Genomic DNA, 15,414 nt, shown 5'->3' with positions numbered 1-15,414 from the left:
CTCAATTAAACAACGCTGCTATCCCGAAATTGGCGTACTACCTTGGTCATTTAATTGTAGGGGTTTGTCCGATTCAAGTCCAAGTTGAGGCTTAGGTGGCTCATTCTGTGCTGCTTGAGGTATCTCAACTTCACGACTTTTACGGTCTATTTCTTGTACAACAGGTTCACTCATGGTACCCGTTACTTTGAATTTAATTTCTGAAATCACTCGGGCAGAGTGTATGACCTTATCCAGCGCTAATGCCGCTAGACCTGAAACAGGGTTAACCATCCATGCCACTATAACTGGAATGCTGGAAGTCACTTGCGGCGCCACAGCTAAATCATAATTAATTTCTTGGGTATTAAGATCTGCGTAACCTTGAATACTCAAATCAGCCGGAACACCATCCAGCTTGGCGTCTTTTGTATACGCAATCCCTTTGTCTATCTGAACGCTGCCTTTCATCTGGTTATAAAAAAAGCCTTTTGAAAACACGTCTCTAAAATCTAGCTTTAACTTCCTGATCAGCGAATCTAAACTGAGTAATGAAAAAACTCTGGCCCCCTGATCGCTTATCTCAGTCAAGTGACCCTCTCCTAACTCCCAATTAACCTCACCTGCTAAAGTAGCGATATCAAAATCATAGGGAGCACCTTGCCAATTTAATTGATATGCCACATTCGCTCGAGAATCCTTAATCGTCGAGGTAAGATCAAACTCATCAAATAGCTCGCCGATGTCTTTACTATTTAAGATCCCATCAACGTAACTGCGCCCAGCAACCCAGCGACCTTTACCTCTCAGTACATGATCATTTTTGTCTACAACTAATTCTGCAATGGTAAGCTGTTTCCCATCGCCAAATAATGAAGCGCTCACTTTGTCGAGTTGATAGTTACCTAATTTACAATCACCACAATTAAATTCAATTGCTGGAATACGTGTTAACCAGTCCAAATCTGAATCACGGCGTTTTTCACTTGGTTCTGGCTGCTCAATCAAGTTAATTCGCAAGTAGTCACTATCTATTCTAATTGGTCTGCTTGACTGTTTTTGTGGAAGTAATACATTTGCTCTAAGCTCTTTGGCATTTAACTTCATGGTCATACCATCTGCATTTGGCAATAGCCGCATTTCCAAATCCGTAAAAGGAATATCAGCAAATTGCGCGCTAGCAAACTCTGCCGTTATCATCTCTAGCGGTGGTAATAGAGAGTCGTTCTGCGATGAATCGCTGGGCAAGGAAATTAACCGATCAATAAACGTTAGCCATGAATCAATCACGATACTCGGTTGTGAAATTGCTACATGGAAGCCTTTGCCGCTCAGCCCTTTATTCTCTTGGCCCACGCTTAATTGTGCCTGACTTAGCTGACCAGTTTGGTTATCCAAAATACCGTTAAAGAATAGTTTATCAGCTAAGTTAAAAGTAATAAGATTTGAAATATCATCGCCTTGCACTAAAGCATTGAACGCCCACTCTTCTTCACTATTTTTTTGGTATGGACTTGGTAGGTGACTGGTAACACCATTCAAGTTTGCCTGAAACTGAGCGCTGTAATTAAACCCTTGCTCCTTGAACTTTAAATTAACATTCGTGTGCAGTTCACTTGTTCCTTCAATAAAATCATCCAACAGCCCATGAGCGTAAGGAATGAGTTTGTCAGCTTGTGCCGATAACGTCGCATCAACATTAACCTCATATTTGCGATTATCACCGTCTGCGTTCACATCAAAGCTGATGGGCATATCAAGCCATGTTGCTGAGCTTTGTTTCAGCTCTATACGGTCATCATCGAAATGCAATACACCGCGCACACCCGATAACGCCATACCCGGCTGTTTGAGAAATATGTTCGTATTATCTAAGTGGACTTTTCCTGAAGCATTCACATCCAAAGTGTTCAGATCTATATCAAGGTTTACTTGTCCTTGCACTTGCCCTCGCCCCTGAACCACTTCTAAGATATTAACAAGGGGGTCCTTTAGTGGCGTCGCATCAAAAAAGGGCAACAATGTTTGAGCATCTGTTTCGTGATTAATAGCAACATACAGGTTATCAGCCTGATTAAGATTAGGTAAGCTGACAATCACTGGGCTAGTAAGCTGTTGGTTTATGAGCTCACCTTGATTAGCGTAAATATCCATACGTTCATTTGCAAAGTGCAGGGTAACATCTGCGTTTTTAACTGCAGGCCAATCTGGCGCAAACAAAAACTCAGCATGATCTATATGAGAGAGCACTTCAAATTGGCCTTGACCTTGTTCATAAGGAAATGCCTCTAAAGCCCCTGACAACAAAACTTGACTCTTGCGGTGTTGTCCAGCCAAAATCCCCCTATCAAGGTACTCAATTAAATTTTTAGACATCACCGAGCGAGGGTAATAGTCTCCTGCCGTTTTTGCATTTCCACCTAATACTTCGGCATAAAGGTCTAAGGTTGGCTGCGCCGTCAATGCGAGGTGCATTTCTCCGGCAATCGTTAGTGCTTTATTATTGAACCATAAAGAGTCACTACTGATATGCCACACATTATCTTGTTTATAAACTTGTAGCTGCGCATTGAGTTGCTCGTAGTCAAGTGGCTTTCTAAATGTGCCAGGTGACGCCAGTGCTGATTGTTCACTAAAAACATGCACCGCAGCTCCGGTGCTTTGCCATAATACTTCAACTCTTACATCGGTTAAACTTGGGATGCCATTGAATGCCGACCAGCCTAGGTTATCCATGTTTAGCCATACTTGATATGAAGATGCTGGAGACCAAGCGATACGCCCCTGGAGCTGACCTGTAACCTCTGCATTGGCTAATGCATTGATACCATCAATATTCAACAATTGAGACAGCTCTTTGATAAGCCCAACACTGACATCTTCAAACCAAACAGAGCGATTGAGCTCGCCAAATTCCCCCTGCAACTTAGCGGGGATATAGTTTTGATTATCTAAACTCAACAACAGTTCAGAACTTCGTAATTGCCATTGTCCTTGGGTGGGTATGAGTTGCAATTGCCCCTGCTGCATAATTAATTGATGTGTTCGCTGTGCATCTTGCCACTGAACTTTGCTCGGTAGTGTATTGATTGTGACATCTTGCACTTTACCATTATCAAGCGCTAACCAGAGCTCCCCATTTAGCTCTGTCGATATATGCTTTTGCTCAGTTGAAAGCTGCTCTGTGAGCCACTCAGCAACATCAACATTTTGCGCTTGTAAATATACTTTCCCCGCCAGATCTCGCAGTGTGCTCCCTGTTAACGCCAAACGAGCAGAGAAGCGCCCTTGCTGAAGCCCCGGGATAGCCACCTCTCCTTCTCCTTGATGGCTTTGGGGGCTGTTTTGCCAAGTCAAATCATTCAGTAATAAGGTATGGATAAAGCCATTTTTTGTACGCAAATTTAACTGACTGGATTGAATAGAAAAGTGTCCAGTTTCACCTAAAAATAAACTTTCAATTAGTGATTGCTGCTCAAATGCAGCACTCTGTTCGTCGTTAGCTTGTGCCAACTGTGCTAAATTAACTTGTGCAGAAAATCCATCAATTACAAAGTAGTTTGACCTTATCTGCCAATTTTTTAATGATTCTAGTAGGTTCAGCTGTAAACTGGTTTTTTTTATCGATAGAGCAATCGGGGCGCTTTCATTATCAACAAAGGTAAGATTTTCTAACACTAGCGCTGGCCCACTGCTTTCCCAGCTAGCACTAATTGAGCCTAAGCTTAAATCCACACCAAACTGTTGATGTATAATATCTTCTATACTTTCTCGGTAATCATTGGCATAAGGCAAACTATATTTGATAATAGAAACCAACACAGCAAGCATAACAAGTGTTATCGCAAACACCTGCCATATTTTACGAACACAAAAGAAACAAAAAGTTTTAACTTGCATTGGGCACTACGTCACCTTACATCATTACGACGTCAAACTGTTCTTGGCTATATAAGCTTTCCGTTTGAATACTGACCTGTTTTCCAATGAAGAGTTCCAATTCCGCTAAATTATGATACTCATCATTGATGAGTGCTTCGCTCACAGCGGGTGACGCATAAACCATGAACTTATCTGCATCGTAAGCACGATTGACCCTAACTATCTCTCGCAAAATTTCATAACATACTGTTTCTACGGTTTTTAACGACCCTCTTCCAGAACATGCCGGGCAAACATCACACAGAATATGCTCAAGGCTTTCTCTGGTACGTTTACGGGTCATCTCCACCAAACCCAAAGCCGACAAGCCGTTAATGTTCGCTTTCGCACGATCTTTAGCCAAGGCTGTCTCTAATGAGTGTAGCACGCGACGCTTGTGCTCATCCGAAACCATATCAATAAAGTCAATAATAATAATACCGCCAAGGTTGCGTAACCTTAGCTGCCTAGCTATGGCAGAAGTGGCTTCTACATTGGTATTAAAAATCGTTTCTTCTAAGTTACGATGGCCAACAAATGCGCCAGTATTAACATCAACCGTGGTCATTGCCTCCGTTTGGTCGATGATCAAATATCCCCCAGATTTCAACTCAACCTTTCTGTGTAGGGCTTTTTGGATCTCACTTTCAACGTCAAATAAGTCAAAAATAGGTCTTTCACCAGGATAATACTCTAGCGCCTTTCCTAGTAGGGGAACAAACTCTTCTGTAAACGCCTTGAGCTCTTGATACGTCAACTTTGAGTCAACTCGGATACGCTCCATATCCTCGCCAACATAATCTCTTAAAGTTCTAAATGCGAGTGTTAAATCTTCATGTAAAATCGCAGCTTTGCTGGTTTTTTTACGTCGACTGACAATTTTTCGCCACAATTTTTTCAAAAATTCGGCATCATGTTTCAGCTCTGCTTCACTTGCACCTTCGGCGGCGGTACGAACAATAAAGCCACCATTTTCATCATTATACTCAGACACAATTTCTTTGAGACGAGCTCGCTCTTGCTCGGTTTCAATCCTTTGGCTCACCCCTACGTGTGTCGCATCTGGCATAAAAACAAGGTATCGTGAAGGAATAGTAATGTCTGTGGTTAAGCGCGCGCCTTTGGTACCTAGCGGGTCTTTTACCACTTGCACCATAATGTACTGGCCTTGCTTAACAAGCTCTCTGATGTCTTGCACTTTTTTGATCGGCTGCTCATCCACACCTTCTTCAAAAGATGCGCTATTGACGATATCAGATGCATGTAAGAACGCCGCTTTGTCTAACCCAATATCCACAAAAGCAGCTTGCATACCAGGTAATACTCGACTCACTTTACCTAAATAAATATTACCAACAATACCGAGGTTACCGATCCGCTCTACTTGCACTTCTTGCAGTACACCGTTTTCAATGAGTGCCACGCGACTCTCACTGGGCGTCACATTTATTAATAATTCACTACTCATAATAGCCTTTAGTAAACTCTTTAATTAATTGATCAGTTTCATATAAAGGTAAACCCATTACTGCAAAGTAGCTACCCGATAGTTGCGTAACAAATTTTCCACCAAGACCTTGGATACCATAACCCCCCGCTTTGTCTAACGGCTCACCACTTATCCAATACTGATGCATTTCTTGACGGCTTAGCTGTTTAAAAGTCACATCGGTACATACCACAGTACTCAAAGTATGCTGACTGTCTGCCAAGGCTATCGCAGTATACACTTGATGAGTGCGTCCTGATAAAAGAGCCATTGTACTCAGAAAGTCTTGTTCATCTTTGGGCTTACCCAACGCGATATTATCAATCACGACCACCGTATCACTGCCTAATACGGGCCTGTCAGTGTAACCTTGAGCAACTCCAGATTGAGCCTTCAAACGCGCTAGACGCTCAACGTATTGTAAAGGAGGCTCATTATTCAATTGCGTTTCATCTGCATCTACTGAAAATTGAATAAAATCGTAGTCTAACTGAGCGAGGAGCTGTTTACGTCTTGGAGATGCTGATGCCAAATACAAGCTTGGTGTCATTAACGGATCCTGAATTGTCGACGGTATTTACGTAGCAATAAAAAAATCCATGGCCAACATAGCATACCTGTGAGTGCTGGCCACAAATAATGAGGACTAAAATACACATCGAGTAAAAAGTGGTTTAACCAAAACAGCAGTAAGTGGTACAGAGTTAAAAACAACCCAACTAACACAGCTTGCTGCCAAATTGAAAAGTTACGTATTTTTTGAAAATTACTTACTGTGATATAGATACAAATAGAGTAAGTTAATGAGTTAACACCCAGTGGCGCACCAATCGCAAGATCCATCAGTAAACCTGCAACCCACGCCCAACCAATATTAACACGATGAGGTACAGCCAAAGACCAATACATTAACACCAATAAAACCCAATCTGGACGAAATGGCTCAGCAGATATCGGCAGTGGCATTAACGCCATAACCAATGCTAAAAATACGCTAAATGCAATAAGGAAGTAATAGCGCTTAATCATTATCTAAGCTCTCTTGTGATGTACGACCTAAGATCAGTAATAAGCGAACCCTATCTAACTGGGCTATGGGCTCAGCATATACTTGAGCAAACGGCAAACCTTCATCACGGTTAACTTCCGTTACAACAGCCACCGGATAACCTTCTGGAAACGTACCACCTAATCCAGATGTTACTAGCACATCGCCAATTCGTACGTCTAAACTATGCGGGACATGGGATAACTTTAACTTATTTATTTTGCCAATGCCTTCGACTACAGTACGCACATCATTGCGTAGTATCCTGACGGGCGTTGCATGTGTGATATCCGTCATCAGCAAGACCCGTGATGTTGTTGTTCCCACTTGAGTTAATTGCCCTACCAGTCCCATTTCATCAATAACAGGCTGACTCTCCGTCACACCATCTATGGTGCCCCGATTAATAACAACTTGGTGACTGTATGGGTTTGAATGGACAGACAACACTTGCGCTATTTGCCTAGTATTTTTCTGCCGAGCGGATGCATTTAATAGTGCTCTGAGTTTTTGATTTTCTTTTTGTAAAAACTGTAACTGCTGTAGCTGCTCACTTTGCAACAGCTGCTTACGCCTAAGTGTATTGTTTTCTTCGCTAAGCTGCTCACGTGTTTGCAAACTTTTAGCGCCACTATTAAATGCCTCATAGGGCATACTTGCTAGATACAACAAAGGACTAACCGCTGTATGCAGGCTAGTCCTGATCATATTACCACCTTGTGTAAAGCGGTCGCCAACAATAAGTATTATGCTGAGCATCACTGCGACTGTTAAGCGCAGTTGCAGTGATACCGTACGGCCAAATAGTAAGTTCATTAGTCGTAGCTAAATACATCGCCACCATGCATATCGATCATCTCTAACGCCTTACCGCCGCCTCTTGCCACACAAGTAAGAGGATCATCTGCAACTACAACAGGAATGCCTGTTTCTTCCATTAGTAATCTGTCTAGGTCTTTTAGTAGAGCACCACCGCCAGTTAATACCATACCATGAGCAGAAATATCTGATGCCAACTCAGGAGGTGACTGCTCTAACGCAACCATCACTGCACTCACAATCCCCATTAACGGCTCTTGCAACGCTTCAAGTATTTCGTGAGAGTTAAGTGTAAATGAGCGAGGTACACCCTCTGCTAAATTGCGACCACGCACTTCGATTGATACCGGCTCATCACTTTTAAACGCCGAGCCAATTTCATGTTTGATATGCTCTGCAGTCGCTTCACCGATCAAGCTACCAAAATTGCGGCGTACATAGTTAATGATTGCCTCATCAAATTTATCACCGCCAATGCGCACTGATGAAGAATACACCACGCCATTTAGAGAAATGATAGCAACTTCTGTTGTACCGCCACCAATGTCGACAACCATAGAGCCTGTCGCTTCTGATACAGGTAAACCTGCACCGATCGCTGCCGCCATAGGCTCTTCTATTAAGTAAACCTCTCTTGCTCCAGCCCCCATTGCTGACTCACGAATGGCACGCTTTTCAACTTGAGTTGCACCGCAAGGTACACAAATTAAAACTCGAGGACTTGGTCTCATAAAGTTGTTATTGTGCACTTGCTTGATGAAATGCTGTAACATTTTTTCTGTTACATAAAAGTCAGCGATAACCCCATCTTTCATTGGTCGAATCGCTTTGATATTGCCAGGCGTACGGCCCAACATTTGCTTAGCGGCAGTACCGACTGATGCAACACTTTTAGGGCCTCCAGCTCGTTCCTGTCTAATCGCGACAACCGAAGGCTCATTTAATACAATACCTTCTTCTTTTACATAAATAAGAGTGTTAGCTGTACCTAAATCAATTGATAGGTCGTTGGAAAATAATCCGCGTAATTTTTTAAACATGAGGCTGGGTAACCTTAAAGAAATACTTTAAATTAAGTGATGCTGCGCATCACCCATCGTTATACTGTTCTATCGCTCTCGCACTAAGCGAAAACCAATGTAATTTGCTCGAAAGTCTGTTGCTAACTCCAGTCGAGTAGAAACACGAGCTAAGCTGGGTGCAAAGTTCCAAGCACCACCACGCACCGTAACACCACTTTGAGAAGCTCTTTTTTGAGTCCACTCCCATACATTTCCTACAGTGTCGTACAGTCCATAATAGTTCGGTGGAAATTCACCCACAGGTGCTGCGCTTTTATTAGACCATTCACTGCCACACCAACCGCAGTTAGCAAGGCTTTTCCCTATTTCATTTCCCCAAGGGTATTCTGAAGTTGTGCCAGCTCTTGCAGCATATTCCCACTCAACTTCATTTGGTAAACGAAATTGCTCACCTTGTTCAGCTGATAACCAATTAGCATAAGCCTTAGCATCTTCGTAAGAGACACATACCACAGGAAAGTTCTCAGCTTGCTCATAGCCAGGTGACTGCCAGTTATAGTCTAGCTCCCAAACAGGCTCACCATCTTTGTAATAGGCGCAACCACGGCCTTTTTCTGCAGCAGTTTGATACCCTGTACTTTCTATGAATGTTCTGAACTCACCCACCGTCACTTCAGTGCTTTGCATACCATAAGAGTTGCTAAGCACTTTTTCCACTACGGGCCGCTCATTCGCTAACCCGGTTCCGACTAAGTCACCCATTTTGAACGACCCAGCGGGCACTATCACCACTTCATTCTTTGGTGTTTGTGAAATTACAGTAGCGGAGACTGTCGTGCCGTCTTGCTCACTTTTTGGTGTCGGTACAGCAATCGACTCAGGCTTTTTTACAAGCTTTGCATTAATTGTTTGTGCTTTTCGTATTGTCACACGCTTTTTATAAGGTTTATAACCTAACTTGCGTATTTCAATATCGTAGGTGCCGGCTGGAATTTTAACTGACAGCTTAGTCGAACCATAACTCACCCCATTGATAAAAACTTCGTCATCATACACGTTAGAGCGTAAAGTAACGGGAACCATGACTGGTGGTTTTTTTTCGGGTGCTACCTGAATGTTTGGCTTTGTCACCTCAATGATTGGTTCAGCATTGAGCGTCGACACCTGAACATGACTGGGAATAGTGGTCGTTTGCTCAGAGAAATTTAATTGACTGTCATTATATACCGTTGGGTAATTGGCTTGATAAGTACCAACGGTACCAGCCATTGGCGTACCATACTCAGCACAAAAGCGATTATCAACACTAATCAAGCTACAGAGGCGGCTATTATTTACATCACCACGCATGCTCACACTTAAGTTCACACTGTAGTTACCTTGTCCACTAAATGCACTGCTCACAACATGACTGTTAAGTACTTGTACTTGTGCCCCTGCGAGATTACGTTTAGGTTCAACAAGACGCTGCTCTGTTAGGTTTGCAAACAACTGATCAACGAAGCGTTTAGTAGCTTTTTGCAATGCCATTTGCTGCCCGCGTTGTTCACAAGCCGCGAGTGTTTCTGTACGCTTACAGTTAATCGTGTGGTCCACCTCTAAGGTGCCTTCTCGTGTAAATTCATTGCGCAAACGCTCAACACGAGCGGTACTTAATTGATCTTTTAAATTTTCAAGAGTGTTAATTAAAGTATGCTTAGTCACTCTAATTTGTTCGATGTCTTTACGGTGCGAAGCTATAGCCGCTAGCTGCATCGTAATATCATCTTTATTCTTCTTATGTTCTGCAACAGCTTCTTTATAGCGGGTTTGGGCTTCTGAAATATCTACGGAGGGATCATCAATTAAGCGGCGATAAAGGTCATTCATCGCATCTAGCGCCTGATTCTTTTCTTTATCCAAATCGGAAGAACGAGTTCTTAATAGATCTAACTGCGCCTGAAGCCGAGTTTCTTCGCCTAAGTGCTTGTCTAATATCTGCGTGTAGTTATCTAATTCAGCTTGTTTGACCGAAAGTTCTGATTCAATGGCATTCACCGTTGCTGTATCTTGCGCCATTGTGTTGAATGTCGCACAGGCAGCCATCAATGTGGCAGAGACAAAAAAAGATAAAGGAGCTATTCGCATATATTCCATTCCCAAAAACGCGGCAATTATTTGGTCTTTGTTATTTTTTATAGTTAGTTCTTAATGCTATGTACTTACAAAGCAAAACACAAGCTTTGTGCCATTAATATCTGAGTTTACAACTATTAACCGCAACCTTGCCAGTAATCTGGACATATTTTACAAGATAGCTGTTAGAATTATTCGAATATCTCGATGCAAACCAGACATTAGTATGAGTTTTAGACAGTTTAACTTTCCAGAGTCCCCGTTACAGGTAATAAAGCACCCGTTACTAACTCAAAAAAACATTACCCTCACGGTTAAACGAGACGATTTGTTGCACCCTCATATTGCCGGTAATAAATGGCGCAAATTAAAGTATAATCTGATTGCCATGCAGCAACAAAAAAAAGCCGCATTTTTGACCTTTTCAGGCCCATTTTCCAACCATCTATATGCTGTAAGTATGGCCTGCAAACTGTTTAACCTTCAGGGTCACGTGATAATACGAGGACCTCATTTAGATGAGCTAAATCCAACTATTCGCATGGCACGCGCTTGCGGCTTAAATTTACACGCTGTTGATAGGGCAACTTACCGTTTAAGAAACCAGCCTGACTATTTACACGAGCTCCTAACTCAATTCCCGCAGTGCCACCTCATTCCAGAAGGTGGCAGTAATCAACATGCGATGCTTGGCCTTGAAGAACTTGCTCAAAGTTTACCAACAAGTGACTACGTGATGTGCGCTACAGGAAGTGGCGGTACACTCGCAGGCTTAATAAACGCCAGCCCAGTTACAACTAAAGTCATAGGCATTGCAGTATTAAAGCAAGCAGAGTATTTGGTCAACGACATCATGCAGCTCGCTCCCAAAGCAACCAACACATCCAACTGGCAACTAATGTGTGACTTTCATGATGGCGGATACGGCAAATTTTCACCCGCTTTGTGGCAGTTTTGTCAACAGATGCGAAAAGAATGTCTTTTACCATTAGAGCCGATTTATACCGGAAAGCTGTTTTACGCTTTATGGCAACTACTTGAACAAGATTTTTTTAAACCAGGCAGCCATATTACAGCTATCCACACTGGCGGTTTACAAGGGCTAGATGGGTTGCGCTATCGGGGTCTAATAACGTACTAGCTCAAGCTGCTGTAATAACTCTGCAAAATAATAGCCTTGCGCACCATGCACCCCAAGTGACTTCAAACAATCCAGCTCGGCTTGTGTTTCAACACCTACCGCATAAACTGCTACGTTTAGACGTTTGGCTTGGTACACAATTTGTTTTATAGTCTTTTGTTGTTGCGCGCTTTGCTGAACTTTATGAACAAGCCCAAAACCTAATTTTACTGCTGAAATAAGCTGATTCTCTCGAATCGTATTTACCATCAGCGGTGACTCGACGTGATCAATGGTAAGCGCAGCATTGACACCAGTAAAAAACAGCTGTTGCACATTAATTTGCTGGTGATATTTATAGTAATCATCAGCACTTACTTCGAATGTTAACTTCTTAACTTGGCTTGCATCGCGTATCGCTGCAACCAACCAATGTATAAAGTCAATATCGAGCCAATTTTCAATATGAAGATTAATACTAACATTGGCCTTATGCGGCTCCTTGGTTAATATCGTAATAGCCTGCATAACAATCGTTTTATCAAGCACCTCCAAATTGTGTTTGCTATGTAACTGAGGGATAAACTGTTTAGCGGCGATCAATCCCAACTGAGCGTGCCTTACCCTTAATAGCACTTCATTTTGAATAATGTCTTGTTGCTCAAATCCAAACAACGGTTGGAAAAACAACACAAACTGTCTGTTTTCAATACAACGAATAAAGTCATCTTCATTGCTTTGCATCGCGTTTGCATGAGTTTTGTCTAATGGCATCATATGCACATGTTGCCATACATTATTGTTTGCTATTTCTAGCGCAGCTCGGGCTAATTGATATACATTCGCTTGTTCCGCCTCATGCTGATAAAAACAGCCTCCCACTTTGATTTGCTTACGGGAAAGATCGCCTCGAAGCACGCGAATCGCGCGAAACATAATTTCATGGAGCTTTTTCCCCAATTCAATCACATCTCCCCACGCCACCTTTTCAAAGGTTACCGCCAAAGCACCTGAATTTAGGTATTTTACTGAGTAATTCATAGAGCTTGGTAAGTGCTTATGAAGCGCTACAGAGAAGTGGCTTTTTTCATCTAAACTTCCCTCAATTTTGGCTGTCCAGCGGATCAATAAAAACACCTTGAACAAACTGCTATCTGCAACTTTTGGATCGACCGCACTCATCGCTGAACTGTGTTGAATATCTAATTTTTCATCTGACAGAAAGCGCTTTGGTCTAACTTGGTAAACTTGCCACCAGCGGTAAACAAAAACCAATAAACCAACAAACAAGATGTTAAAAAATAGGATGATATATGCGTGCTTTTGATAAGGCTTTTGATGAACTAAATTCAAAGAGATACCTGCGACAGAAAAGCGAGTTGCCTCATCAGGCACTGGCTTATCATCTGCTATATACTCAAATTTAAACTGCTGGGCTATCGCAGTAATATTGCTTTGGGTTCTGAGCTCTTCTGGCAACTTTGCTACTCTTTCCACAACGGCTTCAGCACGCTGATGGATCTGCAAATGCAACAAATGCAGTAACAGTATATTTAAAGCAAACACAACCACTGAGCCCACTGCAAACATACGCCAGTTGAGTGATTTAAAATTAGACTGCACGTTCCATTACACCTTATACTACCTAGTTCCGCTCTCATAGCTTAAGTGTTGTACAGTAGTAGATAAAACTCAAGGTGACAGGGTGCACAGTACGTATTTTTCTGCTTGCTTAAACTAACCCAATGAATAGGTTAGAAAACGTTATAATCTTAGCTGCGAATAATTAAATTATTAATTAAAAAACAATAAAATATCGAGTTCTAGAGTCAACTGAAAATCGTGTTTTAGTTAAAGGTATATCAATCTTTCGAACTGCAGATGACTGCGCTTACAACTCCACCGCACCTATAAAAGGTAAGCAGAGATTAAATTTAAGAATCAAGAGATCTAAAAAGTTACTTACCTGAATGAAAGACACTGCCATTTATCTCACCATTACTTTAATCTGATTAGAATCCTTAATACCTAATGTTTCGTATAACTCAGTGAACTCTCTTTTATTTTTCTTGTGCAATGTAAGCGCCCATAGAGCATCGCTTATCGGTAAATACTCGGAGATAGGAAGTACAGCATTACCATCCACATAAGAATCCAAAAACTTAGAATAATCAAGTTCTGTATTTAGCCTAATACCCTGATTTATATCTTGTAAAGTATAGCGTCTTTTATCTCTATGAAAATTGCTGTAAAGCCATGGCATAAGATTATCTATACTTTTGTTATTATTCGTTCTTTTTCTTATATCGTGATCGAGTGCCATCGCCATAGTCCAGCCACCGCTATATACCAGAAAGTAATTATCGAACTTCGCTTTATTTGTTCGCCCAGCGTCTCTCATGGAAAGCTCACCAAGCCTAGAAGCGCTTAAGTAATACCCAATAACCGAAGAGGCCACCGCCAACATTTCATTCGAGGATATCAAGCCCAATTCAACGGCGGTCTTATAGGCATAAAACTCTGAAAATCCTTCATTAAACCAATGTTCTCGTCCGTCTTGGTAGCGAATAGATTCACCACTCCATAAGTGAAATAATTCATGTAGTAATATTGTCTGCCATGTAGCAAATCCAAATGTCTTACCTTCACGCCAGGAAAGCATAATTAATTTGGGATCAGCCTCTCCTCCTAGGTATTTTCCTTTGTTTACATGAATTGTAATTTCAGAATATTCTTTGCCCTTTTCATCTCTAGGCAAGCCGCCAAATAACTTTGTGTAAGCAGAGAATGCTTGATTGGTTAGATCGTTAATTTCATGCTTTTTTTCAACAGACTCATCATCCATAAAGTGATAATTAATGGTGACATTTTCCAAAGTGGCAACTTTTGATGCTTCTTCAGCTTGTGATGTTATTGAGACAAGCATTATGGCAATACAACTCCCACATCGTATTAGTGTGTGCTTCAACATTACTTAGTTCCTTTCAATGTGCTAGAGGTGCCTTATGAAATACCAATGAGACTTCGCTAAGGTTAAGATTAAGGCGCTACTTTATAGTGATTGCTGACAGACAGCTATGACACCATAACTGCCAAAACTGACGTAATACTTTTGAGGAATGATCGAAAATCGGTTTGTCCGAAACAAAAAAGCCTGTAAAGACAGGCTTTTTTAAAATCTAAGTTATTGATATAATGCGCTTTTCTGTTTTCATTTAGAATGGAATATCATCATCAAAATCAATCGGCGGTTCCATTGGGTTAGACGAACCACCAGACTGAGCTGGTTTAGGTGCAAAACCACCTTGCTGTTGAGGTGCGCTTTGTTGTGGCTGCTGAGGTGCAAAACCACCACCTTGGCTTGCGCTGTTTTGCTGTGTTGGCGCATAGCCGCCACTTTGTTGCTGCGAGTGGCCTTGCTGTGACTGAGGAGCCTGAGGGGCATACTGTTGCTGCTGTGGAGCTTGGTTGTATTGCTGCTGAGCATGGTTATTTTGCTGTTGCCCACCTTGATACGGTGCATTGCCTTGCTGCTCGTTACGGCCGCCTAACATTTGCATTTGGCCACCCATATCAACAACAATTTCTGTTGTATATTTCTCTTGACCACTTTGGTCAGTCCACTTACGCGTTTGTAAACGGCCTTCAATATATACCTGTGACCCTTTACGTAAGTATTCACCAGCAACTTCAGCTAACTTGCCAAATAGCACCACTCGGTGCCACTCGGTGCGTTCTTGCAACTGGCCTGTATTTTTGTCTTTCCAGCTGTCTGTAGTAGCAATACTAATATTCGCAACACCATTACCGTTTGGCATATAACGAACTTCAGGATCTTGTCCTAGATTACCTACCAAAATAACTTTGTTTACACCGCGTGCCATGGCACCCTCTCCTCACA

At 42.0% G+C, this 15,414-nt stretch carries 11 protein-coding genes; 1 reads left to right on the top strand and 10 read right to left on the bottom strand.

Annotated features, from left to right (window positions below; translation table 11 throughout):
• Positions 1–18: 18 nt before the first annotated feature.
• The 7 genes from HG263_RS21350 to HG263_RS21320 all read right to left on the bottom strand — a co-directional run bounded on the left by HG263_RS21350 (position 19) and on the right by HG263_RS21320 (position 10,405).
• Positions 19–3,879, bottom strand: a complete 3,861-nt coding sequence (locus HG263_RS21350) for a YhdP family protein (protein ID WP_171628092.1) — start codon at positions 3,877–3,879, stop codon at positions 19–21.
• 16 nt (positions 3,880–3,895) lie between these two features.
• The gene (gene rng / locus HG263_RS21345; protein ID WP_171628091.1) at positions 3,896–5,368 is read right to left on the bottom strand and encodes a ribonuclease G; all 1,473 of its coding nucleotides are present in this window, start codon (positions 5,366–5,368) and stop codon (positions 3,896–3,898) included.
• The gene (locus tag HG263_RS21340; protein ID WP_171628090.1) at positions 5,361–5,939 is read right to left on the bottom strand and encodes a Maf family protein; all 579 of its coding nucleotides are present in this window, start codon (positions 5,937–5,939) and stop codon (positions 5,361–5,363) included. Before HG263_RS21340 ends, rng begins: the two co-directional genes overlap by 8 nt.
• A complete protein-coding gene (gene mreD, locus HG263_RS21335) occupies positions 5,939–6,418 on the bottom strand; it encodes a rod shape-determining protein MreD (RefSeq protein ID WP_171628089.1) in 480 nt (159 codons plus the stop codon). Before mreD ends, HG263_RS21340 begins: the two co-directional genes overlap by 1 nt.
• On the bottom strand, positions 6,411–7,253 hold the full coding sequence (mreC, locus tag HG263_RS21330) for a rod shape-determining protein MreC (RefSeq protein WP_171628088.1): 843 nt from the start codon (positions 7,251–7,253) through the stop codon (positions 6,411–6,413). Before mreC ends, mreD begins: the two co-directional genes overlap by 8 nt.
• Positions 7,253–8,296 (bottom strand): rod shape-determining protein, encoded by a 1,044-nt coding sequence (locus HG263_RS21325; RefSeq protein ID WP_070983148.1) that lies wholly within the window; start codon positions 8,294–8,296, stop codon positions 7,253–7,255. The genes mreC and HG263_RS21325 overlap by 1 nt, the downstream gene beginning before the upstream one ends.
• Before the next feature lie 69 nt (positions 8,297–8,365).
• A complete protein-coding gene (locus HG263_RS21320; RefSeq protein WP_171628087.1) occupies positions 8,366–10,405 on the bottom strand; it encodes an SUMF1/EgtB/PvdO family nonheme iron enzyme in 2,040 nt (679 codons plus the stop codon).
• A gap of 214 nt (positions 10,406–10,619) precedes the next feature.
• Between HG263_RS21320 and HG263_RS21315 the strand changes: the two genes are divergently transcribed.
• On the top strand, positions 10,620–11,534 hold the full coding sequence (locus HG263_RS21315) for a 1-aminocyclopropane-1-carboxylate deaminase/D-cysteine desulfhydrase (protein WP_171628086.1): 915 nt from the start codon (positions 10,620–10,622) through the stop codon (positions 11,532–11,534).
• Here the strand turns inward: HG263_RS21315 and HG263_RS22735 are convergent.
• From HG263_RS22735 to ssb, 3 genes are all read right to left on the bottom strand, one after another.
• On the bottom strand, positions 11,520–13,136 hold the full coding sequence (locus HG263_RS22735) for an EAL domain-containing protein (protein WP_171628085.1): 1,617 nt from the start codon (positions 13,134–13,136) through the stop codon (positions 11,520–11,522). The genes HG263_RS21315 and HG263_RS22735 overlap by 15 nt on opposite strands.
• Positions 13,137–13,500: 364 nt before the next feature.
• Complete coding sequence (locus tag HG263_RS21305) at positions 13,501–14,484, bottom strand: M1 family aminopeptidase (RefSeq protein WP_171628084.1); 984 nt, start codon at positions 14,482–14,484, stop codon at positions 13,501–13,503.
• 244 nt (positions 14,485–14,728) lie between these two features.
• Positions 14,729–15,397, bottom strand: coding sequence for a single-stranded DNA-binding protein (ssb, locus tag HG263_RS21300; RefSeq protein WP_171628083.1), 669 nt, complete (start codon positions 15,395–15,397; stop codon positions 14,729–14,731).
• Positions 15,398–15,414: the final 17 nt, after the last annotated feature.

The sequence above is a fragment of the Pseudoalteromonas caenipelagi genome (genome assembly GCF_013140855.1).
In the GTDB taxonomy this organism is placed as follows: domain Bacteria; phylum Pseudomonadota; class Gammaproteobacteria; order Enterobacterales; family Alteromonadaceae; genus Pseudoalteromonas; species Pseudoalteromonas caenipelagi.
This window is presented reverse-complemented; position numbering and strand designations above follow the sequence as displayed.